21 protein-coding genes are annotated in these 23,254 nt (G+C 63.6%); 9 read left to right on the top strand and 12 right to left on the bottom strand.

All coding sequences use genetic code 11. From position 1 onward, the window contains the following. Positions 1-54: 54 nt before the first annotated feature. Positions 55-630 carry an oligoribonuclease gene (orn, locus tag HRU81_06275; GenBank protein QOJ31735.1) on the top strand — a complete coding sequence of 192 codons (576 nt, stop codon included), beginning with the start codon at positions 55-57 and terminating at the stop codon, positions 628-630. Here orn and ppsA read toward each other — a convergent pair. Then, positions 616-3,012: a phosphoenolpyruvate synthase gene (gene ppsA / locus HRU81_06270; GenBank protein ID QOJ31734.1), complete on the bottom strand. Its 2,397-nt coding sequence runs from the start codon at positions 3,010-3,012 to the stop codon at positions 616-618. The genes orn and ppsA overlap by 15 nt on opposite strands. A gap of 74 nt (positions 3,013-3,086) precedes the next feature. On the opposite strand from ppsA, the gene HRU81_06265 reads away from it, so the two are divergent. Further along, positions 3,087-3,914 carry a kinase/pyrophosphorylase gene (locus tag HRU81_06265; protein ID QOJ33309.1) on the top strand — a complete coding sequence of 276 codons (828 nt, stop codon included), beginning with the start codon at positions 3,087-3,089 and terminating at the stop codon, positions 3,912-3,914. Between the two features lie 25 nt (positions 3,915-3,939). Here the strand turns inward: HRU81_06265 and HRU81_06260 are convergent, their stop codons facing one another. Next, positions 3,940-5,592 carry an alpha-D-glucose phosphate-specific phosphoglucomutase gene (locus HRU81_06260; protein ID QOJ33308.1) on the bottom strand — a complete coding sequence of 551 codons (1,653 nt, stop codon included), beginning with the start codon at positions 5,590-5,592 and terminating at the stop codon, positions 3,940-3,942. A 215-nt stretch (positions 5,593-5,807) separates the two neighbouring features. Between HRU81_06260 and HRU81_06255 the strand changes: the two genes are divergently transcribed. Then, positions 5,808-6,128 carry a DUF1249 domain-containing protein gene (locus HRU81_06255; protein ID QOJ31733.1) on the top strand — a complete coding sequence of 107 codons (321 nt, stop codon included), beginning with the start codon at positions 5,808-5,810 and terminating at the stop codon, positions 6,126-6,128. A gap of 75 nt (positions 6,129-6,203) precedes the next feature. Further along, a complete protein-coding gene (locus HRU81_06250) occupies positions 6,204-7,250 on the top strand; it encodes a hypothetical protein (GenBank protein QOJ31732.1) in 1,047 nt (348 codons plus the stop codon). Positions 7,251-7,280: 30 nt separating this feature from the next. Here HRU81_06250 and HRU81_06245 read toward each other — a convergent pair whose 3' ends face one another. Next, positions 7,281-9,239, bottom strand: coding sequence for a carboxy terminal-processing peptidase (locus tag HRU81_06245; protein QOJ31731.1), 1,959 nt, complete (start codon positions 9,237-9,239; stop codon positions 7,281-7,283). 232 nt (positions 9,240-9,471) lie between these two features. Between HRU81_06245 and HRU81_06240 the strand changes: the two genes are divergently transcribed. Continuing rightward, the gene (locus tag HRU81_06240; protein QOJ31730.1) at positions 9,472-9,810 is read left to right on the top strand and encodes a hypothetical protein; all 339 of its coding nucleotides are present in this window, start codon (positions 9,472-9,474) and stop codon (positions 9,808-9,810) included. 173 nt (positions 9,811-9,983) lie between these two features. Here the strand turns inward: HRU81_06240 and HRU81_06235 are convergent, their stop codons facing one another. The 4 genes from HRU81_06235 to HRU81_06220 form a co-directional block, all read right to left on the bottom strand. Further along, positions 9,984-10,268 (bottom strand): hypothetical protein, encoded by a 285-nt coding sequence (locus HRU81_06235; protein QOJ31729.1) that lies wholly within the window; start codon positions 10,266-10,268, stop codon positions 9,984-9,986. 74 nt (positions 10,269-10,342) lie between these two features. Then, positions 10,343-10,651 (bottom strand): hypothetical protein, encoded by a 309-nt coding sequence (locus HRU81_06230; protein QOJ31728.1) that lies wholly within the window; start codon positions 10,649-10,651, stop codon positions 10,343-10,345. Between the two features lie 76 nt (positions 10,652-10,727). After that, entirely contained in the window at positions 10,728-11,420 is a 693-nt protein-coding gene (locus HRU81_06225) for a hypothetical protein (protein QOJ31727.1), read from the bottom strand. Next, positions 11,410-12,018 (bottom strand): hypothetical protein, encoded by a 609-nt coding sequence (locus HRU81_06220; protein QOJ31726.1) that lies wholly within the window; start codon positions 12,016-12,018, stop codon positions 11,410-11,412. Before HRU81_06220 ends, HRU81_06225 begins: the two co-directional genes overlap by 11 nt. Before the next feature lie 211 nt (positions 12,019-12,229). Here HRU81_06220 and HRU81_06215 point away from each other — a divergent pair, with 211 nt between their 5' ends. Beyond that, entirely contained in the window at positions 12,230-12,694 is a 465-nt protein-coding gene (locus HRU81_06215) for an ASCH domain-containing protein (GenBank protein QOJ31725.1), read from the top strand. A 12-nt stretch (positions 12,695-12,706) separates the two neighbouring features. On the opposite strand, the gene HRU81_06210 is transcribed toward HRU81_06215, so the two are convergent. From HRU81_06210 to HRU81_06190, 5 genes are all read right to left on the bottom strand, one after another. Next, positions 12,707-13,663: a cation diffusion facilitator family transporter gene (locus HRU81_06210; protein QOJ31724.1), complete on the bottom strand. Its 957-nt coding sequence runs from the start codon at positions 13,661-13,663 to the stop codon at positions 12,707-12,709. A 33-nt stretch (positions 13,664-13,696) separates the two neighbouring features. Then, positions 13,697-14,569, bottom strand: a complete 873-nt coding sequence (locus tag HRU81_06205) for an urea transporter (protein ID QOJ31723.1) — start codon at positions 14,567-14,569, stop codon at positions 13,697-13,699. 291 nt (positions 14,570-14,860) lie between these two features. Next, positions 14,861-16,195 carry a hypothetical protein gene (locus HRU81_06200; GenBank protein ID QOJ31722.1) on the bottom strand — a complete coding sequence of 445 codons (1,335 nt, stop codon included), beginning with the start codon at positions 16,193-16,195 and terminating at the stop codon, positions 14,861-14,863. A gap of 86 nt (positions 16,196-16,281) precedes the next feature. Continuing rightward, complete coding sequence (locus tag HRU81_06195) at positions 16,282-16,791, bottom strand: hypothetical protein (protein ID QOJ31721.1); 510 nt, start codon at positions 16,789-16,791, stop codon at positions 16,282-16,284. Between the two features lie 16 nt (positions 16,792-16,807). Continuing rightward, entirely contained in the window at positions 16,808-18,220 is a 1,413-nt protein-coding gene (locus HRU81_06190; protein QOJ33307.1) for an ADP-ribosylglycohydrolase family protein, read from the bottom strand. A gap of 624 nt (positions 18,221-18,844) precedes the next feature. Here HRU81_06190 and HRU81_06185 point away from each other — a divergent pair. From HRU81_06185 to HRU81_06175, 3 genes are read left to right on the top strand one after another with little or no spacing between them, the layout of a single operon-like run. Beyond that, positions 18,845-19,750 (top strand): WYL domain-containing protein, encoded by a 906-nt coding sequence (locus HRU81_06185; protein ID QOJ31720.1) that lies wholly within the window; start codon positions 18,845-18,847, stop codon positions 19,748-19,750. Position 19,751: 1 nt separating this feature from the next. Continuing rightward, the gene (locus HRU81_06180) at positions 19,752-21,830 is read left to right on the top strand and encodes a RecQ family ATP-dependent DNA helicase (GenBank protein QOJ31719.1); all 2,079 of its coding nucleotides are present in this window, start codon (positions 19,752-19,754) and stop codon (positions 21,828-21,830) included. Beyond that, complete coding sequence (locus tag HRU81_06175) at positions 21,827-23,236, top strand: DNA-processing protein DprA (protein QOJ31718.1); 1,410 nt, start codon at positions 21,827-21,829, stop codon at positions 23,234-23,236. The genes HRU81_06180 and HRU81_06175 overlap by 4 nt, the downstream gene beginning before the upstream one ends. Positions 23,237-23,254: the final 18 nt, after the last annotated feature.

The following is a 23,254-nucleotide window of genomic DNA, read 5'->3' as shown; positions in this document are numbered from 1 at the left end:
CCGCAGTCCTTTGCTAGACTCCGCCCGACGGCGGAGTGGCCAGGAAGACGAAGCATGGGGCAGACATCAGGGAGACTGGTCTGGATCGACCTCGAGATGACGGGGCTCGACCCGCAGCGGGATTCCATCATCGAGATCGCCACGATCGTGACCGATGCCGACCTGGAGATTGTCGCCGAGGGACCGGTGGTAGCCATCCACCACCCGGGCGAAGTCCTGGCGGCGATGGATGAGTGGAATACGCGCCAGCACGGCGGTTCCGGGCTGCTCGACCGGGTCCGCGCCAGCCGTTTTTCCCTGGTGGAGGCAGAAAGCGTCACTCTGGAGTTTCTCTCGCAGCACCTGGCTGCGAACACGTCACCGATGTGCGGCAACAGCATCTGCCAGGACCGGCGGTTTCTGGCGCGTCTGATGCCACGGCTGGAGGCATTTTTCCACTACCGGAACCTCGATGTCAGTACTCTCAAGATTCTCGCGGGCCTTTGGGCTCCCGAGGTCCTGGCGGGCGTGGCCAAGGAGTCGGCCCATCTGGCATTGTCGGACATCCGCGATTCGATCGCCGAGCTGCGCCACTACCGCGCGAAGCTGTTACGGCCAGCATCGGAGCTGTCCGGTTCAGCGGTCCCGTAGCGCGGTTTGCTGCTGGTCTGCAGGAGTCCCGGCGAGGTACAGCCAGGTTTCCACCACGGTATCCGGATTGAGGGACACGCTGTCGATGCCCTGGTCGACCAGCCAGCGGGCAAAGTCGGCGTGATCCGACGGCCCCTGGCCGCAGATTCCGATGTACTTGCCACTCTTCCGGCATGCCTGGATGGCCATGGCGAGGAGGGCCTTCACGGCATCATCGCGCTCGTCGAACAGCCCGGCAATGAGCCCGGAGTCCCGGTCCAGGCCAAGCGTGAGCTGGGTCATGTCGTTGGAACCGATCGACATGCCGTCGAAATACTCCAGGTATCGCTCTGCCAGCAATGCGTTCGTCGGCACTTCGCACATCATGATGACCCGCAGGCCATCCTGGCCCCGCGCCAGACCATTGGCGGCCAGCAGCTCGGTCACGGCGCGTGCCTCGTCGACCGTGCGGATGAAGGGCACCATGACCTCGACGTTGTTCAGGCCCATCTCGTCTCGCACCCGCTTCAGGGCGCGGCACTCGAGTTCGAAGCACGGACGGAATGAGTCTGCGAGGTAACGGGCAGCACCGCGGAACCCGAGCATCGGGTTCTCCTCTTCGGGCTCGTACTGCCGGCCACCGATCAGGTGTGCATACTCGTTGCTCTTGAAGTCCGAGAGCCGCACGATGACTGGGTGAGGGGAAAACGCAGCGGCAATGCAGGCAATGCCCTCGGTGAGGCGACTGACGAAGAATTCCACCGGGTCGTCGTAGCCTGCCATGTGCTCGCGAATGGCCTCCCGGAGATCGGGCCGCAGGCGCTGGAAGTCGAGCAACGCACGTGGATGCACGCCGATCATGCGGTTGATGATGAATTCCAGGCGCGCGAGACCGACTCCATGGTTGGGAATCCCGGCAAAATCGAAGGCACGATCCGGATTGCCGACATTCATCATGATCTTTACCGGGGGAGGGGGCAGGCGATCGAGCTCGATCCTGTGCTCCTCGAAGTCGAGGATTCCCTCGTAGACGAAGCCCTCGTCGCCTTCCGCGCAGGAAGCCGTCACCGGGACGCCACTGCTGATGCGATCCGTGGCGTTGCCGCAGCCGACCACGGCCGGTATGCCCAGCTCCCGCGCAATGATGGCGGCGTGGCAGGTGCGTCCGCCGCGATTGGTGACGATCGCAGCAGCCCGCTTCATGACAGGTTCCCAATCCGGATCGGTCATGTCGGCCACCAGGACATCGCCGGGGCGGATGAGGTGCATGTCGGCGACGTCATGAATGACGCGCGCGGGTCCGGAGCCGATGCGGTGGCCGATGCTGCGGCCGCTGGCCAGGACGGCAGAACGCTGACGCAGACGATAGCGCTGGATGGTCTGCCCCTTGCGGCTCTGCACGGTTTCAGGGCGGGCCTGCACCAGGTAAATCTCGCCCGTGACGCCATCCTTGGCCCACTCGACATCCATGGGACGCCCGTAGTGCTGCTCCACGACCAGCGCGTAGCGCCCAAGGGTCTCGAGGTCGGCGTCGCTGATGCAGAAGCGCCTGGCATCCGCTGCGGGCACCGGCACGGTGACGACCCGTTCGCTGCTGCCCGGTTCGGCGTACATCATGCGGATGGCTTTGGTGCCCAGCCGCCTGCGGATGACGGCCCGGCGACCGGCCTTCAGCGCGGGCTTGTAGACGTAGAACTCGTCGGGGTTGACGCTGCCCTGGACAACGGTTTCGCCGAGGCCATAGGCGGCGGTGATGAACACGACGTCGGGAAAGCCGGATTCGGTATCGAGGGTGAACAGCACGCCGCTGGTGCCGAGGTCGCTTCGCACCATATGCTGGACACCGACGGAAAGGGCAACGGCCTCGTGGTCAAAGCCCTGGTGGGTGCGGTAAGCAATGGCGCGGTCGTTGTACAGCGATGCGTAGACGGCGTGGACCGCCTTGATCACGCCATCCAGGCCACGCACGTTCAGGAAGGTCTCCTGCTGTCCGGCGAAAGATGCATCGGGAAGGTCCTCGGCGGTGGCGGAGGATCGCACGGCCACGGTGCGGGATTCCTCCGGCGCGCCGCCCATCCGCTGCCAGGCAGCTTCGATCTCGTCCAGCAATCGCCGCGGCAGCGGGGTGTCGGTGATCCATTGTCGAATCCGGGAGCCCGCCCCGGTGAGGCTGGCAATATCGTCGACATCCAGATTCGCGAGAGTCGCCTGTATGCGCTCGCCCAGGCCCTGTTGCGAGAGGAAGTCGCGGTAGGCCTGAGCCGTGGTGGCAAAGCCCCCCGGTACGCGCACACCAAGGCGGGACAGGTTGCGGATCATCTCCCCCAGGGATGCGTTCTTGCCGCCGACCACATTGATATCGCTGATCCCCAGCTTGTCCAGGGGAATTACATAGGGTTCCAAGCCAAAGCTCCCTTGTGCTGTGCGGGGGGGTGAGCGGACAATCGTGATGAATGGGCCACGAGTTGCGGGGAACCATGCCAGGCAAGCGGACCGTTTTTTTTGTTTCCGATCAGACCGGCGTCACTGCGGAGACGCTGGGCCGGAGCCTGCTGACGCAATTCGAGGCGCATGATTTCAACCAGGTGACTGTGCCATTTATCGATTCTGTTGACAAGGCAGATGAAGTCGTCAGGCGCATCAATGCAGTGGCCAGGGAGGAGGGCCAGCGCCCGGTCGTTTTTGGCACCTTTGTGCAGGACGAACTGCGGGAGCGATTCAGCCGGGTCACCGGATTGTTCCTCGACTTCTTCGATGCCTTTCTCGCGCCGCTGGAGCGGGAACTGCAGACCACGTCGTCGCACACCATCGGCCGCGCCCACGGCATGCGGGATGCGGAAGCCTACGACCGGCGGATCGAGGCGACCAACTTCGCTCTCCGCAACGATGACGGCTCGCACACCGGGGATTACGATTCCGCCGAGGTGATACTCGTCGGCGTATCGCGTACCGGCAAGACACCGACCTGCCTGTACCTGGCGCTGGCTTATGGCGTGTTTGCGGCCAATTACCCGCTGGCGGAAGACGAACTCGAGTCTGGCGTCCTGCCGAAGGCCCTGGCGGCCCACCGGGCAAAACTCTACGGCCTGACCATTTCTCCGGAGCGCCTGCAGCAGATCCGCCGGGAACGCCGGCCGCTGGGACGTTATGCCAGTGCCGAACAGGTGGGTTTCGAGTTGCGCAGTGCCGAGGCGCTGTTCAGGCGCTGCCAGATACCGTTCGTTGATACGACCGCTTTCTCGATCGAGGAAATTGCCAGCACCATCCTCAGCGGAACCGGCATCGAACGTCGGACCCGCCCGTAAATGCCGGGGTGGATCGACGAGGAGATCAGACTGTCAGTGTGGGGCGTGTGAGGCCTGTGTGGGCCTCGATGGCGGCCACGGTAGCGGCCAGCTGGCCCAGGCGACCAAGAGTCTCCGTCGGGCTGTGATTCAGTAATGCCGGATCGGACTGGTACTGCTCGAGATAGATGCGCAGGGTCGCACCGGCGGTGCCGGTGCCGGACAGGCGGTACACGATACGGGCACCGCTGCCCAACACGATACGCACACCCTGGTGCGGTGATTCGCTGCCGTCAACCGGGTCGTGGTAGTGGAAGTCGTCCGCCAGTTCCACGCGGCCCGGACCGAGATCCGAGCCGGGCAGATTGTCGAGCCGGGCGCGCAAGGCTTCAATGAGACCTGCACCATGGGTGGCATCGGCGATTTCATAGTCATGGCGCTGGAAATAGTGCCTGCCATAGCGGCGCCAATGCGCGGAGACGACATCTGGCAGGGACTCGCCCCGTGCGGCCAGCAGGTTGATCCAGAACAGGACCGCCCACAGGCCATCCTTCTCCCGGGCGTGTGACGACCCGGTGCCGAAACTCTCCTCTCCACACAGGCCAATGCGACCTGCTTCGAGCAGGTTGCAGAAGAAGCGCCAGCCGGTAGGCGTCTCGAAGCAGGGAATGCCAAGATCCGCAGCAACCTTGTCGACGGCTCGGCTGGTCGGCATCGATCGTGCCACGCCGGGTACACCCTGGCGATAGCCGGGGATCAGGTGAGCACCGGCCAGCATGATGGCGAGACTGTCGCCAGGTGAAACCGGGCAGGAGGGACCAAGGATCATGTTGCGGTCGCCGTCTCCATCGGAAGCGGCAGCCAGGGCCGGTGCGGCCGCACTCGCACACATCTCGACGAGGTGGCGGCCCTCGACGGGATTGGGGTCCGGGTGCAGGCCGCCGAAGTCGGGAAGTGGGTCCGTGTTGAGCAGGTCAGCCGGATCACCGCCGAGGGTGTCGGCGAGGATGCGGCGTGCATAGGGCCCGGTAATGCCGTGGAACGCGTCGAACACGAGGCGATTACCCGCCTTCAGCCAGCCGGACATCCGGTCGAAATCAAACAGGCTCTCCATCAGCTTCTGGTAATCCGTCACCGGATCCACCACCTCGACGAGCAGGGGGCCGTGCCGTTGCGCACCGCAGCGGGAGAGGTCAACGACCGGCAGCTCCGCAATGCGGTAACCGTGAATTGCCTGCGATGCGAGGAACACCGCATCAGTGACCGACTGCGGCGCCTGGCCGCCATTGGGCATGTTGAACTTGATGCCGAAGTCACCGTCGGGTCCCCCGGGATTGTGGCTCGCGGTGAGGAGGAAGCCACCATTCGCCTTGCGGGTGCGGATGAGATTCGATGCTGCTGGCGTGGACAGCAGCCCATGCTGGCCGATGATCAGGTGCTGGACGCCGGCTGCTGCGGTCATGCGTATCAACGTCTGCAGCGCTGCCTTATTGAAATAGCGTCCATCTCCTCCAAGAACCAGCGTCGAGCCGCGAGGCAGACGCAGCGTGTCGAGCACCGCCTGGAGAAAGGTCTCGAGGTAATGCGGCTGCTGAAACACCCGGACCTTCTTGCGCAACCCGGCAGTACCCATGCGCTGGTCGCTGAAGGGCGGGCAGCTTACGGCACGCACGGGCAATTCATCGTTGTCAATACGCATGGTTGACGACACCGCTTCCAATTGTGACGCCTGCCCTTCCGGCATGGGGCGGAAAAAGGCTGTGCTATATTCGAATCATGATCGCAGACAGCTACATCGTACCTGAGTGTTTGGTTCGTCCGGGATCCCTGGGTGGACTGATCTCGCTGTACGAGGGCAATTATCTCAAGCTCGGAGCATTGCTCGGTAATCCGGCCAGGCCGTTGGGAGCGGCCGTGTCGAGGACGCCCCGTGACGGTGACCTCCATCTCTCGGTGGAGGAGGGATCGCGATACACACGACTGCTGCGGCTGAGCTATCTCTTCGAGGATCCGGCCGGGCCCGTGGCCGAGCCCGACGTGGCGGTTCGCCTCTACCTGGACGCCCGGGTAGCCGCGGTAACGGCCTGGGCGGGATTCCAGCGCCATCCGCGCCTGGCTGCCCTGGCGCATGAGTACAGTGGCGAGATCGACAGGCGCTGGGCCTGCAACATGGCTTTCGGCAAGTGGCTGGATTTCCTGCTGGACAACGGCCACTCCTATCGGCTGACCCCGTAGCCCCGGCTCCCCGGGAAATGTCGACTGCTTCAAGGACCCGGAGCGGGCCGGCAGTTAGACTTAATCCCCATTCCCATGAGCACGGCCGCCACACCGCTGTTGCAGCGCAGGCAGGAGCCTGACGAAGAGCAGCTGCTCAAGCTGTTCTGGAATCGTGCCGAGCTGAAGAAGGAACTGGCGAAACTCCGCCGGGAGAAAGACAAGCTCATCGATCAGGTGCGGCAGCAGGAAGCGCTCAGCATGCGTGCCCAGCAGCGTCTGGAGCAGCTCGAAGGCGTGCTGGCTGATCCGCTTCAGGCAGTCAATGCCGTAGTCTACTACCAGCTCAGGGGCGTCTGGCAGCAGTGCCGCAAGCGGCTTGTTCGTCTCGCCAGGGAGCTGGCCGAACGGCAGCAGGACCGCGAGGAGCGCTTTGCCCGGGAGCAGTTCGAGGCCGCGCGCGACGCCGATCTGGCATTGATCGACCACCGCATTGCCGATGTCGAGCGCCGCGCACGCGTGGTCCAGACTGACCTCGATGCAGTCGAGGCACGGCTCGGTCAGCTGCGGGCATTCTGGCACTGCTTCCGGCGTCGTGCATTGCGCGACCAGCGGGCGGCAATACGTGCCGCGCTCGACGGCCTGCAGGTGCAGATTGACCGGATTCGTGAAGATCGCCGGGCACGGGAAGCCGAGCCGATGTCGCCATTTGCCGGCCTTGGCATCGACGGCAGGCGGAACATCAACCTTGCCCTGATCGCCATGGCACAGGAGATGCTCATCCAGTTCAGCGACCATGACGTGGCCGCGCTGGCGCGCGAGGCGTCGATCCGTGGTCTTGCCGATGTCAGCTACGGGAATGTGGCGCAATGCCAGATGCTGGGGCGAAACATCGAGGCGGTGGTCAACAAGGCGCATACCGCGGAGAAGATGGCCAGCCTGATCCGCCGCCGCGCGGAGTTCCTCAGGCAGACCGCTCAGTACAGGCGGGAGATTGACACGATTCCCGTGGCCGGCTCCTTCGCCAGCGTGCCTGTCTGCATCCAGGAGACGGGTGAGCCGAGACCCGTCGACGCCCGCGCGATGCCGGTCAATGTGCTCGCGGAAGAGTACTGGGACGTCTACAGCGTCCTGCTCAATTGAGTGCCGACAGGCAAGCGACGCCTGTCTCGCTCAGTTTCCGGAGTTGTTCCTCGCCATGGCCTTGCCGGCCTGATCCAGGGCGACATAGTCGCTGAGAACCTGCGTTGCCTGCTTCAGCAGGACATCCGGCAAGTCCTCGGGCTTGATCTTGTCCAGTGACTCGATGGGGGCAAGCCCCTCGGCCGCACGGCGCGTGTTCTCCCGCGCCAGCTGCTGCTTCCGCTGTTGCTCGCGCTCGTCGATGCGCGTCTTGAGGTTCAATGACACGGTCTTCTGCGAGCGCAGTTCGGCACCCGCTTCGATGTCCGCCAGCAGGTAGCGTACATCGGGGTCGGATTGCATGCGCTCGACTTCGTGCTGCGTGAGATAGGCGATGGCGCCGTCAAGCGGGCTGGCAGCCCGGAATCGGGTCGCATTGATCTGGTCCCAGGGCAGGGCGCCGTCGCGGCTGTTCTCGCCAACCTCGTCGGGATCGACGCCGGAGGGCAGCGCGATGTCGGGAACCACGCCCTTGTTCTGCGTGCTGCCACCCGTGACCCGGTAGAACTTGCCGATGGTCAGGGTCAGCTGGCCCAGGCCGGGCTCGGTTTGCCGCCGTGCATACTGGTCAAGCGGGTAGAGATTCTGCACCGTGCCCTTGCCGAAGGTCTGCTGGCCAATGACGATGCCGCGGTGGTAGTCCTGGATGGCCGCGGTGAAGATTTCCGAGGCTGATGCGCTGAAGCGGTCGACCAGCACGACCAGTGGACCGGCGTAGGCCACCGAGGGTACGGGGTCGGGAAGTACCTCGACCCGCCCGCTGGTATCGCGGAGCTGGACGACGGGACCGGTATCGATGAACAGACCGGTGAGGCCGGTGGCTTCGGTGAGGTGGCCGCCGCCATTGCCACGCAGGTCCATCACCAGTCCCTCGATCCCCTGCTTATTCAATTGCTCCAGCAGTCGGCGCACGTCACGCGTGGTGCTGACGTAGTCTTCATCGCCGCGGCTGCGGGCATCGAAGTCCTGATAGAAGCTCGGCACCGTGATGACGCCAACCTTGATGGTGCGGCCGTTGCGCTTGATTTCTCGCACCTCGCTCCTGGCCGCCTGTTCCTCCAGCTTGACCTTGTCTCGCACCAGGCTCAGGACCTGCTCCTGGCTGCCGGGAGGCGTATTCGCGGGCAACACCTGCAGGCGCACGGTCGTGCCCTGCGGCCCGCGTATCAGCTGCACGACATCGTCCAGCTGCCAGCCGACGACGTCGACCAGCTCGCCGCTGGTGCCCTGGCCGACGGCGGTGATGCGGTCGCTGGCCTTGAGCCGGCCGTCGATGGCCGCCGGTCCACCGGGGATGATGCTCAGGATCTTGACGACGTCATCATCTAGCTGCAGCGAAGCGCCGATGCCCTGGTAGGACAGGCTCATCTGGATGCGGTATTCCTCCGACTGGCGCGGCGACAGGTAGCTCGAATGCGGGTCCAGTGTGCGGGCGAAGGCATTCATGAAGGTTTCGAATACCTCGTCGCTGTCCAGGTCATTGATGCGCTTCAGGACCCGCTCGTAGCGCTTGTGCAGGATTGCTGCGGCCTCGGGCCAGGTCTTGTCCGCCATCAGCAGGCTGATGGCGTCGTTCTTCACGCGGCGGCGCCAGTTGTCCTGCATCTCCTGCGGGGTGGCAAGCCACGGCGCCTTCTCCCTGTCGAAGCGAAAGTCCTCGTCAATCGTGAAGTCCGGCTGCTTGTCCAGCTGGGAAATGGCAAAGGAGAGATGCTGCTGTGCCCGCAGACGGTAGAGGCGGAAAATGTCGAACACCGGTTCGACGTCGCCGGTCTCGAGCACATCGTCGAGGCTGTGGCGATAGCGGGAAAAATAGTTGATGTCGGATTCAAGGAAGTACTGGCGGTTGCCGTCGAGCGCCTGCAGGTAATTGTTCAGGATCTGCTCGGACAAGTGGTCGTCTATGGCCTGGCGCCCGTAATGAAAGCGCTCCACGAAGCGCGTGGTCATCCGTGCGACCTGTCGTTGCCGGTCAGTTGCCTGAAGGATGCCCGGCACGTCCGCTGCCGGAGCAGCCTGGGCGGGTGGGGCAGCCACAGCCGGCCACTGCAGTGCCGTAACCGCAAGGAGCAGGCTGCTTGCGGCAAGAGCACGCCATCTGCGCCAGGAGTCGTGGTTTGCGCTGTTGAGCATTTTCCGGTTCAATCTGTTCGCTTCCGTAGCCTGGAAATCATAGCAAGCCTTGGCCATCGTCGCCGCGACCGGCGGCGCGTGGTCGCTGGACTACCCGTGTATGCACCCGTTTACGGCCATCCTTGGATTCGTGGCAGGCAGTCTGGTATCGCTGGCATTCGGGCTCGGTGTCGTGCTGTTCGTGTTCTGGTTGCTGCAGCATGAGCATCCGCGCTTCGCGACCGAGTTGCCCGAGGTCGTTCGTGCCTTCACGATGTTCCTGGTGCTCGCCGTGGTGGCGGCAGCCGGGTTCGTGGGCACCCTGCGCCGTCGCCCTTGGCGATACCTGCCTTTGGCGCTGACCTGGATCGGCCTGTTGCTGGTTGCCTACTCCTACTGGCCAGCCTGAGCACCTGGCACGCAGTCATCCTGCTGTCCTTCTGCCGCTCTTCCTGGTCCCTTGCCGGGGATCCTGGCGGCTCCTGCTCCGTGGACTATAGGGCTTGCTGCCACGGCTTCCATGCCGGAGCAACATAACTTCTGCAAAAGCTGCAGAAGTGACTGATAAAAAACATATTTAGTCTATTCCGGAATATTGTTCCGGGCCGGCCGTGCCAGGAAATGCCGCAACCCCCAGCCGCGCAGCGCCCAGATGGCAGCGACCAGCACGGGGCCTGTAACCATCGCCAGTGCCAGCGGAGAGCCGTCGGCAGCATCGCGGTAAATGCTGCCGATGTACGTGGCGAGGCCTCGCGGTCCCGCATAAGCACCCACGATCTTGCCCCCGACCCAGTAGGCGACAACGGGCAGGATCAGCGAGCCTGAGAGGGCGAGGGCAAGCAGAGTCAGAACGCGGGTGGGTTTCACGAACCTGCATGCCTCACGGTCGCCCGAACGGGCACAGCGGCGCATTCTCTCACCAGTCGACGCCTTCCGGGTGATCAGCGGACCAGGGCCAGGCTACGGCCGCGGCGCCTGCCGTGAAAGCGCCGTCGCGCTGCAGCGATACCGGTTGCGGCGCGCAGCAGGCCGACCCCCGCCATCGCCAGATAGGGCAGGTACCAGCTGGTGTCGGGCAGGTAGAGGCCACCCAGCAGTGCGGTGCTTCCCATGCCCAGGTACATCCACGGCACGGCAGCATAGATCCCGGGGGGCAGCCAGATGGGCTTCAGCAGCAGACTGGCGAGGAACCGGCAGCAGGCATGCACGTGATCGCTGCTGCCGCGAGCGGCTGGACGTTCGACCTCCATGAGGCGATTCTGGCAGCAGGGGAGCCTGCCGTCTGTGAGAATCCGCACAGGGTTGCGCGGGGCAGCCGATGCCGGCTCAGGTACCGGCGTCCGGCCCGCGGATGAACTGCCGGAGCTGTTGCGCCATGTCCTTGCAGGCCGCCGACTGCGTGCGCGCTATCAGCGGCACCGGAATGATCAGCGCCGGGATCATCGAGGTCCCGTGGACGTCCGCGCTGACCGAGCCGGCATCGCTCTGCCGTCGCAGGTCCCAGACCGCGGCGTCGTAAGAGGCGTCGTCTTCCCACCAGGTGAGGCCGAAGCAGCCGCCACCGCCTGGACCGACTGCACAACTCAGGCTGCCGCCACCACTGGTCTTCTCCGTCGTGCCATCGAGCCAGACCAGGTACCGGACGCCCTTCGCCTCGATGCGCTCGGCCACGCCTGGCCGGGCCAGGAGTTCCGGAAGCGCTTCGGCGGACTGCGGTGCGGTGCGCGGCTCGAACCAGGGGAAAAGTGCGTCGACGAACTCCTGCTGGGGTGTCACACGCACCTTGCCATCTCCCGACTGCACCGCGTCGTTGACGCAGGATACGAAGTCTTCCTCGGTGGCCTTGCCGCGGTGATAGCTGGTGGCGAGGATCACGACCGATTCGCCGGCTGAGAGTCCCGTGGCCGCATTCTTCGATTCCTCGACGCGCGAGGTCATGCAACCCGCGAGCAGCATACCGGCAGCCGTCATGTACAGGCTGCGTGCCACCAGGGAATGGAGGATCATGTCACTGTCCATCGTTTGCCGGCTGCTTCAGCAGGATTTCGCGAACCCTTGGCTGCCGCGGAAATCCCACGGCAATCGCCGCCGCAGCGTCACGCAGCGCAAGGATGGTGGCCCGCTCCATGGACTCCTCATCGCTCATCCCTCCCGTCCCGGATTGCCCGTATGCAGTGACTGGCCAACGGACGATGAGTGTGCCATCCGCTGCCAGCACGTCGAGATTGTAGCGAATCCATACCGCAAACTGGTCCGTGCCGGACAATGCGGGCGACGACAGCTCGAAGGCGTCGATCGTCGGGGAGAGGATGGCGTCGGGCGGCGGAACACTGGCACGGGCCTCGTCGAGGCTGCCGGCATGGGCCACATCCCTGAAAAGCGCTGAAAAGACGGCGTCGAACATGCGCAGGTTGGCGTTCCCGAGGCGTACCGTCCACTCCTGTTGCGATGCGTCTTCCTCGTGGTAGACATAATCCGCAATCCCTGCCGGATAGTAGATGACGACGCGCAGGGGCAACTGTTCCACCAGTGGTGCCGGAAAGGCCTGCTGGACCTGCACCGAGCCGCTGCAGGCCGTCTGCAGGGCGGCAAGCATGAGCACGATGACCGTCCGCATCGGGAGCGCCGGCCAGCCACGCCCATCGCGACAGGATTCAAAGCAAATAGTGTGCCCCCGGATTCGCCACTGTGGCGGCTGCCTTGCGCCCGCGTCCTGGCGTCAGCCTGTATCAATCTACGGCGTGATGTCCGCCGCGGCAAGGAGCCTGAGGCGCTGGCAATTGCATCCTGCTGTCCAGTATCGCTAACCTGCAAGGGAAGGAGCGGAAATGATGGGCAGCATCGATGACTTCTGGCTGCGGTGTCGGGCGAGGCTTGCGCCAGACGATCCCGGGGATCGCTACCGGGTGCGCCGTATCGGCAATGCGCAAAAGCTGAGCGAGAGCCTGCTCGGGCTGATCATCTCAGGCGAGAAGACAGGGCTGTTCTCGAATCCGGACGAGATCCTCCCGCGGCCGACGGCAGCCGAGTATTTCGTTTTCACGGATTTCGGCGGCCGGCCTCGCTGCGCGGTGCGGCTCCTGGAAGCGCGACTGATCCGGTTTGCGGATGTCGGTCCGGGTGAGACCGCCTGCGAGAGTCCGGCAGCGCGTGACGTGACGGCCTGGCGTGAAATCCACGGTGGCTACTGGCGGCGCATGCGGGAGGCCGAGGGCGGGAGTTTCAGCGAGGACATGCTGCTGCTGTTCCAGCGGTTCGAGGTGATCTACGCCGAGCCGCCGCCAGCCGGCTGACCCGCCGGCGCGTCAGGAGGGTGCGCGGCCGGATTCCGCATCTTCAGCCGGCAGCTCGAAGGAGTCCTTGGTTTCTGCGATGCCGAGCGGGTCCGGGTGAATGATGATCTCGCAACCCGGGTATTCGCGCCGAATGCTTTCCTCGACTTCATCCAGAATCTCGTGGCTGCGCCACAGTGAGATGTGGTGTGGCAGGTCCAGGTGGAACTGCACGATGTAGTGGGCGCCGCCGTGCCGCGTGCGCATGTCGTGGAGTCCCAGCACGTCGGGATGGGTGAGGGCGATCTGCTGAAGCCGGTAGCGATCAGCATCCGGGATCTCGCGATCGAGCAGTATGTCGAGTGACTGGGCGATCATTTTCGCGGAACTCAGCAGGACATAGCCGCCGATCGCCAGTCCGACCAGCGGGTCCAGCAGCAGCCAGCCGCTCCTGCTGGAAACATAAAGTGCTGCGCCGACGCCGACGTTTGCCAGGAGGTCCGCGGAGTAGTGCATGGCGTCGGCGCCGATGGCGACGGAGCCGGTCCGCCGGCTGACGAAGCGCTGGTAGGCCACCAGGACGAAGGTGGCCGCGGTGGCACCGCCGATCACCAGCAGGCCTGAACTGGTTTCCTCGATCTGCCGTGGCATCAGCATGCGACCGACGGCCTCCCCACAGACGAACAGCCCCGAACCGCCGATGATCAGGCCCTGGATCAGCGCGGCAAGGCCTTCGGATTTTCCATGGCCGAACCGGTGCTCGGCATCCGCCGGGGACATGGAGTAGCGCACGGCCCAGAAGGTGAGGCCGGAGGCCAGGCAGTCCAGCAGCGAGTCTGCGAGCGACGACAGCATCGACACGGAGCCCGTCGCCTGCCAGGCCCAGGCCTTGGCCACGACCAGGCAGATGGCGACGATCACCGATGCATAGGTAACCGAACGCAGCAAGCGCGCACGGCGGGCCGGATCCATGGGCGGGATGGGCGGCATCAGGCGAACCACTCGACGGGACAGCCACCCATGCTAACGGCCAGACGTTGGCAGCGCATATCGGGATGACCACGTATGGGCGCAGCGCAGCAGCCAGGTGCCCAGGATGAATGGCGCGGTCAGCGATGGCAGGCCCGCCAGTTGGAAGGCGCGTGTCAGCGCGACGCTGACAGGTATGGCCGCCAGCAGCAGCCACCAGCCGCGGCGGCCGGCCTGCGGGCGGAGCGCTTCCACGGCCAGGACCGCATTGAAGCCGTAGATCCCCAGCCCGGCCATGGCCTCCGGCAGGCCCAGCAGATCGGCACAAGCCATGCCGAGTGCGGCAGCGAGCAACGCGCAGCCTGCAACCACGGGACTCGAAAGGGCAAGACCCAGGGCGCAGAGCGCCCCGGCCCATGGCAGGTCGAGGAATATCACCTGACCGATGCCGCGCAGGACGCCGTCTGCCATGAACCCCAATCCGGCTGCAGCGGGCGGGGCTGGCGCAGCCAGGGGCAAGGCAAGAGGGCCGGACAACGCCATCAGCAGCCACGTCACCAGCACGAACGGCGCGGTGTACGGGGGCAGGGGCAGGCGCTCGCGCCAGATCCTGCCAATCCAGGTTGCCAGCAGTCCCGCCAGCACCACCATGCACCAGGCCATCACACCCGACTCGAGCACGACCATGGCACCAAGGCCGGCCAGGGCCCCGTTGTAGCCATGGAGGCCATCGTCCAGCGCCTGGCCGTCGGGCCAGGTCCGTGCCAGCAGGGTCGCTGCCAGCGCGCCGAGCAGGCAGGCCAGCGCCATGACCGTGGACTGCAGGGCCAGCGCGACGAGGCAGGCCAGTCCACACCAGGCACTGCGCTGGAGGAATATCTGGCCCACTCCGCGCAACAGCGCGCGCAGGAATCGTGTCGTGATCATTTGCAGGGCGGTCGGGTTGTTTCCCATTCAAATGAAAAGGGCCAAGAGAACACTCTTGGCCCTTGCCGGATGGTGGTGGGGTGAAACCCTGCGCCAAACCTATGTAACTCAGCGCCTTAGAGCCGCTGCGAACTCCTGCGGAAAGGTGCGGAATCCAGCCCCAACTGCCAACAATCCTACCAGTTCTGCCCGGCCGAGGTCATCAGCCAAGTGCCTAAGCCAGGACGCCAGTTGGATTCCCGTTTGCGGAATTGAACCCACGTCCGCAACTCTGGATCGGTTGGCATGGCTTCACTCAGCCGAACCGGCTCCGGGAAGGACCGCGTGCTTCTGAAGTAAGCGCCGGAAGAATGCTTCGATCCGTTCCGCCGACCCGTGGCCGGTGAGCTCGTTGGCCCCGAAACGATAGACCTCGTACCCGGCGAGCCGGAGGTCACGATCGGCCGCCACCATGTCCGCATACCTGGCGAGGGATGGCTTCCCGTCTTCGGCGAAGTGCTGAGATCCGTCAACCTCGACGACTACACGGCCTGCGTCGCTGAAAAGGAGTAGGAAGTCCATGCGTTGCCGAGACAAGCGTCCAACCCCGCCGAGCTGTGCCAGCGTGTATGGGTCGTAATGCAGATAGACCTGCGGAATGAGGGCTGGCAGCTTATCGCCGAGATCCTTGAATGCCCGGTAGTAGACGCTGAATACGTTTCGTTCGCCGTCCGATGCGAGGGATGCCATCAGACGTTGAGAAAGCGATCGCCGTGCATCTGATTCGTCCTGGATGCCTTGCCGTTCCTTCCACCACGAGAGCATCTCCTCCTTGGTAAGCCCGTTGGCCTGAATCGGGCGGTCGTACACGAGGCAGTGCTCTTCATTCCTTACGATTCGGATGTCGTTGTTGATGGCATCCTGGATGACGATCTCGGGCTTCGGACCCGTTGACGCGAAGATCAAATTCTTAGGCGCGCCAGATACGCCACCACTGATTCGATTCACCGCAAACGCCGAATGTCCTGAGATGCTCCCCGATGGCCTTAGCTGGAAGCCGTCCGCCTTGAGGAGAGTATTCAGTGTCTCGACGAGCTGCGTCTGCTCCTTTCCTCTTCGGGCATTTGGAGAGACGACCGCCTCAAGCAACTTGAAGAACAGTTGTCGGGAGCAGCTCAGCGCGCCCACCACCTCGAGCAATTCAGCGTTGGTCCAGTCGTCGTTGGTCACGCAGTGCCGTATAACGGACTCCTCCAAGTTTGCCTCGAAGCCCGCGCCACGCATTTCCGGTAATGGCCAGATCTTGGACAATTGGTCGACAAGCGGGAGTTCGCCGAAGAGATCCATGTCGTTCAGCAGCTTGAGGATCGAGCGCCGCGTGAGTTCAGTGACTGCCTGACCGTCGCTCGACTCGTCCAACAGTCGGAGAAATTCGCTCAGCGGAAAACAGACGTGATCCTGCTCAACCTGGCGTGCGAGCTGGAGAAGCTGATCGTTGCTCAGTCCTTGGAGGCGGCTTCGCACGTACACGCGCTTGCTGGAGTGCGCTTCGCTACCTGTCCCGGTAGCCAATCCGAGCCGCTCGCATTCCGCCGGCAAGTCATACGCCTTTACTGAATGAAGGGTAGCGGCGATCAGTTCGATCAAATCAGGCCTTTTGCCCTTGAGCAGTGGGCTTCCGTCTCGCGGTGTGCTGCTGGGTAAGTTATGCGACATCGAATCTATTTCCCTGATCAGTCACTGGCCCACAGCCGCTCGTCATCTTGGGTCCCGGCCCAGAAGTCGTCGAACAGGGCCAGCTTGGCTTCGTCTTTGGTTGCGTAGGTCTTGGTGCTGAACCGGCTGCCGATGCGGTAGCCCCACCGCTTGAACTTGTTCATGTGGACGCCGAGGTTGTGCCCATCGACGTTCAAGAAGCTGTTCCCCTTGGCGGACACCCGCCACTTGCGCTGCAGCCATCGGGTCCGGCGTGCTGCTCGGTTGCGCAACTTGGCCTCACGCCGTTTCGGCCCCTCGTAGTCGCCGCTCATCTTCTCGGCGCAGACGCACCCGACGTCGAAGTTCTCGTCCAGGTCCGGATGCTCCATGATGTGGACGTAGCGGATCTTCTCGTTGCCGCACATCTGGCAGGTCGCGTAATCGGTTTCGTCCGCCGACTCACCGTCGGCCCGCAGGTCGACCACGTCCACGCAGTGCCACCCCTTGTGGGGCATACCCGGCTGGTCCCATCGATTTCCGCTCATGCCAGTTCACTCCATCTCAGAACCCCGGGTACTTCCGCCAGATCCGCTGGTTCAGCTCTTCGTTTTCGCTGTACTCGCCGATCGCCCAATCCTTGAAGGCGTGGAGGTCTTCCGCCAATTCGGTAATGACGTCGCGCAGTTCCAGTGGCTCCAGCCACTCGGCAGGGATCGCTTTCACGCCGTGCATCGCGCCCAGCAGGTTGCCGACGATCGCTCCGGTCGAGTCGGAATCGCCATCGTGGTTCACGGCCAGGATCACGCCCTGTTTGAAATTGCGGGCGACCAGCGCGCAATAGATCGAGATCGCCAGGGCCTCCTCGGCGACCCAGCCCTGGCCCAGCCGGGCTATTGCTTCTTCATGTGGCAAACCGGAATCGGCTAACTCCTCAGCCATCTCGATCGCACGCAGCGTCTCTTCGTGGCGGGGCTCGGCTCGCAGCAGGAGTTTGGCGGCGGCCAATGCCTCGCGCAGCGAAGCGCCATCGGTCAGCGCCAGGACCAGCACCGCCAGCACACCACCGGTCAGGGCTCCGGTCGGGTGCCCATGGGTCAGCGCAGCCAACTCGGTACCCAGCCGGAAGGCGTCTTGGGGAGATTCGTACTGACGCAGGCGCCAGGCGAACAGACCGACCGGCGCAACCCGCATGACGCCGCCGCAGCCCTTGCTGTCGTTGCGGGCCGGCTCCCCAAGGGAGGTCATCGCCCGCAGGGCCGATAGGCAGGTGTTGCCCGGTGCGCGACGGCTGTGCAGTTGACGCTGCTGAAACAGCCAGCCAGGCTCATCGGTGCCGAAGTCGATGTCGCATGTCGGTCGTTCGCCTTGGGTTTGCAGCCAGCGCAAATAGGCGTGCGCAGTTACCCCGGAATAGGTCGTGATGCCTTTGAAGCAGCCGCGCACCCAGCCTCGGATCAACCCCTCGGCGGTGAATAAGGTCATCTGCGTGTCGTCGGTGATCTTCCCCAGGCCACCATAAGCCGGTGCGTACTGGGTTATTCCCTTCGGGCCGAAGCGACGGAGAATCTCGGCCCGCTTCATGAACTCCACCGGTGCGCCCAGCGCATCTCCGACTGCACCGCCGAGTAGGCAGCCCAGAAACCGCCCCTGGACTGTGCGTTTTTGCTGGCGCTTGCTGCGCCAGGCAAGTGGTGCCGGTGTCTCGAATTCTTCCGCCGCGCCCGCATCGGCAACAGGCTCCTCGTCCTCATTGCCAGACAAGGTGTAATGGATGCCCAACTCTGCGACCACGCGGGCGGCGGGCCGGGCAACGAGGTCGAGCTGCTTGCGCCACTCGGGCACATCGGAGCCGTCCCAACTGATGCCCAGGCCTTTCTCCCAGTAGGACAGGTAGGCATCGCCCCGGTCGGCGGCGTAGTAGTTGCCGTTGCCGGCGGAGCAGTCGAGCGCGTACTCCCAGTTGTTCTCGCGCATGCAGACTCCGTGCTCAGGGTGAGGCACTTGCCCCAGCCCGATCAGGTATTCCGCGCTCTTGGCGTCCAACGGGCGAAAAACGGCCACCCGCAAGCGTCCGTCGTCCCGGGCGGTGATGGCAGCGATCAGAGCATCGCCACGTTGGATGGTGACCAGTTTGCCGCCGAGGTCCATGGGCCCGACCTCGAGCCACCAGTGGTCCCCGGCCGCTGAAATGACATCGCGGGCATCGTCGGGCGCCAACAGCTCGGCAAGCCGATCCATTGCGGGTTCGACCTGCTGCCATTCGGCCTCCCCATCCCGGCTACGCTGCTGCAGACCGTGCAGCATCACGGCCAGCGGCAGGTCCCCGTTATCGAGCAGGGCCGACTTCAGATCGGCTGCTGGAACGGGGTACGCGATGTCCGGCAACCCGTACTGCGCCAGCGTCTCTGGCTTGAGGTGAAGCTCTGCGAAATTTTGCATGGCGCCCGTACCGATCCTTTTATCGTTGCGCCGCTTGTGGTTATCACAATACGACGCACACACAAATCAAAATAGAGTCATAGACAGATTCTAGAGCAGACCATATACTTTCCGCAATAACCCGTACAAGCATTCGCTAACCCGAACGAGCCAGCCAGGATGTCGAACGAACAGCTTGCAGATCTAACCCAGCCACAACGCGACCGACTCGCGTTTGTGGAGTTGCGCGTGCGCTTCATTGGGGAGATACGCCGTCAGGACTTGGTGACGCGGTTTGGCATCCAGTCCGCCGCCGCATCCAGGGATCTGGCGCTGTACAAGGAGTTGGCCCCGGGCAACATCGACTACGACCCCAAGGGCAAGTCCTACGTCCTGGGGCCGGATTTCCGGCCCGTCTTCGACTTCCCACCGGAGCGGGTGCTGTCGTGGCTGACCCAGGGCTTTGGCGACGGTGAGCCGATGCGGCTCAAGGCGTGGGTGGCCAGCGAGAGCCCGTCACGGCTCACGCACCCGGATCTGGATGTGTTGGCGAGCGTGACCCGTGCGATCCACCAGGAGTGTCCGCTCGGCATCGAGTACCACTCCATCTCCAGTGGCCGCACGGAGCGGGAGATCGTCCCGTTCGCGCTGATCGACAACGGCCTCCGTTGGCACGTCCGCGCCTTCGACCGGAAGTCCCAGGAGTTCCGGGATTTCGTCATCACCCGGATCAAGCGCCCGGTCCTTATGAGGGATGCAGATGTGCAGCCCCATGAGCGCAGTGATCAGGACATCCAATGGACCCGGATCGTGGAGCTGGAGATGGTCCCGCACCCGGATCAACCCCGCCCTGAAATTACGGAGATGGATTACGGCATGGTTCGCGGGTCGCTGCGGATGAAGCTGCGTGCGGCCACCGCCGGATACATCTTGCGGCAGTGGAGTGTGGACTGCTCTCCTGACCACAGTCTGCGCGGTTATGAATTCAGGCTCTGGCTGAAAGATCACCTGGCGCTGTACGGCGTCAAGAACGCTGTGTTGGCGCCGGGGTACCGCTCGCCCGACCAAAACAAGGGAGAGCAATAACGTGGCCTACGACCCAAAACGCGCGCTGGAACTTCTCCGCATCGGCTCCGGACGTGCCGATGCCACTTTCCGCGACGGCCAAGAAGATGCCATTCGTCACATAGTCGAAGGCAAAGGCCGCTTGCTGGTCGTGCAGAAGACCGGGTGGGGCAAGAGCTTTGTCTACTTCATCGCGACCAAGTTGCTGCGGGAAGCTGGGGCCGGCCCTGCGTTATTGATCTCGCCGCTGCTGGCGCTGATGCGAAATCAGATCGCAGCGGCAGAGCGGATGGGGGTTCGCGCCGCCACCATCAACTCCGACAATATGGACGACTGGACAGCAGTCGAGGGCAAGCTGGCCAAGGGGGAGGTCGACATTCTCTTGATCTCGCCGGAGCGCCTGGCGAACGAGCGCTTCCGCACGCAGGTCCTGGCCGGCATCGCCGCACAGATCTCGATGCTGGTCATCGACGAAGCGCACTGCATTTCCGACTGGGGCCACGACTTCCGTCCTCACTACCGCCTGCTGGAGCGGATCGTCAAGACGCTGCCGCAGAACCTGCGGCTGCTGGCCACCACGGCAACGGCGAACAACCGCGTGATGGAGGACCTTGCTGCCGTGCTCGGTCCGAAGCTGGACGTCTCGCGTGGCGACTTGAATCGGACCTCGCTTTCCCTGCAGACGATCCGCTTACCTAGCCAGGCCGAGCGCCTTGCCTGGCTGGCAGAGCAACTGGCCACGCTGCAGGGCCACGGCATTATCTACACGCTGACGGTTCGTGATGCCAATCAAGTGGCGCAATGGCTGAAGACCCAAGGCTTCAACGTGGAAGCCTACACCGGTGAAACCGGCGATCGCCGAGAACAGCTTGAACAGGCGCTGCTCAACAACCAAGTCAAAGCGCTGGTTGCCACAACGGCACTTGGCATGGGTTACGACAAGCCGGATCTGGCGTTTGTCATCCACTACCAAATGCCGGGATCGGTCGTCGCCTACTACCAGCAGGTTGGTCGCGCAGGACGCGCACTGGACTCCGCCTATGGAGTGCTCCTCAGCGGTCAGGAGGAGTCTGACATCACTGACTGGTTTATCCGGAGTGCCTTCCCGACCCGACAAGAAGTTGCCGACGTCCTGGGAGCGCTTGAAGACGAGCCCAACGGGCTGTCTGTCCCTGAGCTGCTGAGCCGAGTCAATCTGAGCAAAGGACGTGTTGACAAGACGATTGCACTGCTTTCGCTCGAAGCGCCGGCACCCATCGCCAAGCAAGGCAGCAAGTGGCAGCTCACGGCGGCAACGCTGAGTGAAGCGTTCTGGGATCGAGCGGAACGCCTCACCGCGCTACGGCGAGACGAGCACCAGCAGATGCAGGACTACGTCAGCCTGCCGTTTGGTGAGCACATGGGCTTTTTGATTGGCGCGCTCGACGGCGATCCAAGTGTTGTCACAGAACCTGCCTTACCGCCATTGCCTGCAACCGTGGATACCGAGCTGGTCAAAGCCGCCGTCGAATTTCTTCGTCGAACCAGCTTGCCCATCGAGCCACGCAAAAAATGGCCCGATGGTGGAATGCCCCAGTACGGTGTCAAGGGATTCATCGCCCCTGCCCATCAGGCCGAATCCGGCAAGGCGCTATGCGTCTGGGGCGATGCCGGTTGGGGTGGCTTGGTTCGACAGGGCAAATACCACGACGGCCACTTTTCCGATGACCTCGTTGCTGCGTGCGTAAAGATGATTCAAGAGTGGAATCCGCAGCCGAGCCCGACCTGGGTGACCTGCGTTCCTTCGCTTCGGCATCCCGAATTGGTACCGAATTTCGCGCAACGCTTGGCTGCTGCGCTGGGTCTGCCGTTTCATATGGTCATCGCAAAAACAGACGCAAGGCCCGAACAGAAAACGATGGCAAACAGTACACAACAGGCGCGAAACATTGATGGTTCGCTCGCACTCAACGGCCAGCCCATTCCTCCCGGCGCGGTCCTCCTGGTTGATGACATGGTCGACTCGCGCTGGACGCTGACGGTGTCTGCATGGCTGCTGCGCAAAAGCGGTAGCGGTGCGGTTTGGCCGATGGCCCTTTCACAGACGGGGCACGACGAATGACGCCAGTCCTTTCACCCAACACCCAAGCGATCCTGCTGCTGACTGCGCCGCTCATTGCCGGACGAGGCACTGCGTCATCGGATCTGCTCTCTCCTGGTGAATACAAACGTCTCGCGCGTCATTTGCGCGAGATCCAGCGTCAGCCTGCGGACCTCCTCTCGCCGGATGCAGCTGAGATCCTGCGTGCGTGCCAACCGGTGATTGACGAGAGCCGCCTGCAGAAATTGTTAGGGCGCGGATTTCTTCTGAGCCAAGTGATCGAGCGCTGGCAAGCACGCGCCATCTGGGTAGTCAGCCGCGCCGATGCAGAGTATCCACGCCGTCTGAAGGCCCGCCTGCGCGAAGACGCCCCGGCAGTGCTCTACGGCTGTGGCGACATGGCTTTGCTCGAAACCGGCGGGCTTGCCGTTGTTGGATCGCGCCATGTCGACGACGCCCTCATCGACTACACAATGGCAGTTGGCCGGCTCGCTGCTCGGGCAGGGAGAACGCTTGTCTCCGGTGGCGCCAAGGGCATAGATCAGGCCGCCATGCGTGGCGCACTCGAGTGTGGTGGAAAAGTTTGTGGCGTGCTGGCGGACAGTCTGGAAAAGACCACCATGAACCGCGAGCACCGCAACCTGCTGCTCGATGGGCAGTTGGTGCTGATTTCGCCCTACGACCCGAGTGCCGGGTTCAATGTTGGCAACGCCATGCAGCGGAACAAGCTGATTTATGCATTGGCAGACACCTCACTGGTGGTCAGTTCCGACCTCAACAAAGGTGGTACCTGGGCAGGCGCTGTCGAGCAGCTCGACAAACTCAAGTTCGTTCCGGTCTTCATTCGATCGACGGGCGAGTCTTCAGCCGGATTGGATGGTTTGCGAAAGAAGGGCGCACTTCCCTGGCCGAACCCGCAAGACGTGGATTCGTTCGAGGACGTGTTCAACATGGCGATGCCAACGCCGACGGCATCCCCACAGGTTGGTTTTGCGCTGTTTCCGAACGAAGATCCAACGTCGGCTGATGCCAAGCCAACGGCGCCCGTGCCACCCGACGCCACGCCATTGCCTCAGGCCGCGAGCGAGCCATCGGCGCCGGTCGACGTTGTTTCCGATGCGCAGCCACCCGCTGCGGCATTGGAAGAACCGCCGCCAGTCACACCAGAGGCTGTGGGGCCGATAGACGAGGCCAAGGAATCTCCGCAGCCGGAATCGACCCCTGCCGAAGTGCTCTTCGCTGCCGTGCGCGCAGCGATTCAGCAACTTTTGAGTGCGCCGATGAAGGACGCCGAAGTAGCGGCTGCGCTGGACGTTTCCAACGCGCAGGCCAAGGCATGGTTGCAGCGTCTCGTCGACGAAGGTGTATTGGAAAAACAGAAGAAGCCTGCGGGCTACATCGTCAAGCAAAAGCGGCTGTTCGAGTAACCGATGAAGACCAAACAA

The sequence above is a fragment of the Gammaproteobacteria bacterium genome (genome assembly GCA_015709695.1).
GTDB lineage: Bacteria > Pseudomonadota > Gammaproteobacteria > Steroidobacterales.
Note: the sequence above shows the minus strand (reverse complement) of the source record. Positions and strands in the feature narration are given on the sequence as shown.

Excerpts from the sequence above, each read along its gene's own strand:
- orn (QOJ31735.1), top strand. The coding sequence starts at position 55 with ATGGGGCAGACATCAGGGAGACTGGTCTGGATCGACCTCGAGATGACG.
- HRU81_06265 (QOJ33309.1), top strand. The coding sequence starts at position 3,087 with ATGCCAGGCAAGCGGACCGTTTTTTTTGTTTCCGATCAGACCGGCGTC.
- HRU81_06260 (QOJ33308.1), bottom strand. The coding sequence starts at position 5,592 with ATGCGTATTGACAACGATGAATTGCCCGTGCGTGCCGTAAGCTGCCCG.
- HRU81_06250 (QOJ31732.1), top strand. The coding sequence starts at position 6,204 with ATGAGCACGGCCGCCACACCGCTGTTGCAGCGCAGGCAGGAGCCTGAC.
- HRU81_06245 (QOJ31731.1), bottom strand. The coding sequence starts at position 9,239 with ATGACCACGCGCTTCGTGGAGCGCTTTCATTACGGGCGCCAGGCCATA.
- HRU81_06230 (QOJ31728.1), bottom strand. The coding sequence starts at position 10,651 with ATGGAGGTCGAACGTCCAGCCGCTCGCGGCAGCAGCGATCACGTGCAT.
- HRU81_06225 (QOJ31727.1), bottom strand. The coding sequence starts at position 11,420 with ATGGACAGTGACATGATCCTCCATTCCCTGGTGGCACGCAGCCTGTAC.
- HRU81_06220 (QOJ31726.1), bottom strand. The coding sequence starts at position 12,018 with ATGCGGACGGTCATCGTGCTCATGCTTGCCGCCCTGCAGACGGCCTGC.
- HRU81_06215 (QOJ31725.1), top strand. The coding sequence starts at position 12,230 with ATGATGGGCAGCATCGATGACTTCTGGCTGCGGTGTCGGGCGAGGCTT.
- HRU81_06210 (QOJ31724.1), bottom strand. The coding sequence starts at position 13,663 with ATGCCGCCCATCCCGCCCATGGATCCGGCCCGCCGTGCGCGCTTGCTG.
- HRU81_06205 (QOJ31723.1), bottom strand. The coding sequence starts at position 14,569 with ATGATCACGACACGATTCCTGCGCGCGCTGTTGCGCGGAGTGGGCCAG.
- HRU81_06195 (QOJ31721.1), bottom strand. The coding sequence starts at position 16,791 with ATGAGCGGAAATCGATGGGACCAGCCGGGTATGCCCCACAAGGGGTGG.
- HRU81_06190 (QOJ33307.1), bottom strand. The coding sequence starts at position 18,220 with ATGCGCGAGAACAACTGGGAGTACGCGCTCGACTGCTCCGCCGGCAAC.
- HRU81_06185 (QOJ31720.1), top strand. The coding sequence starts at position 18,845 with ATGTCGAACGAACAGCTTGCAGATCTAACCCAGCCACAACGCGACCGA.
- HRU81_06175 (QOJ31718.1), top strand. The coding sequence starts at position 21,827 with ATGACGCCAGTCCTTTCACCCAACACCCAAGCGATCCTGCTGCTGACT.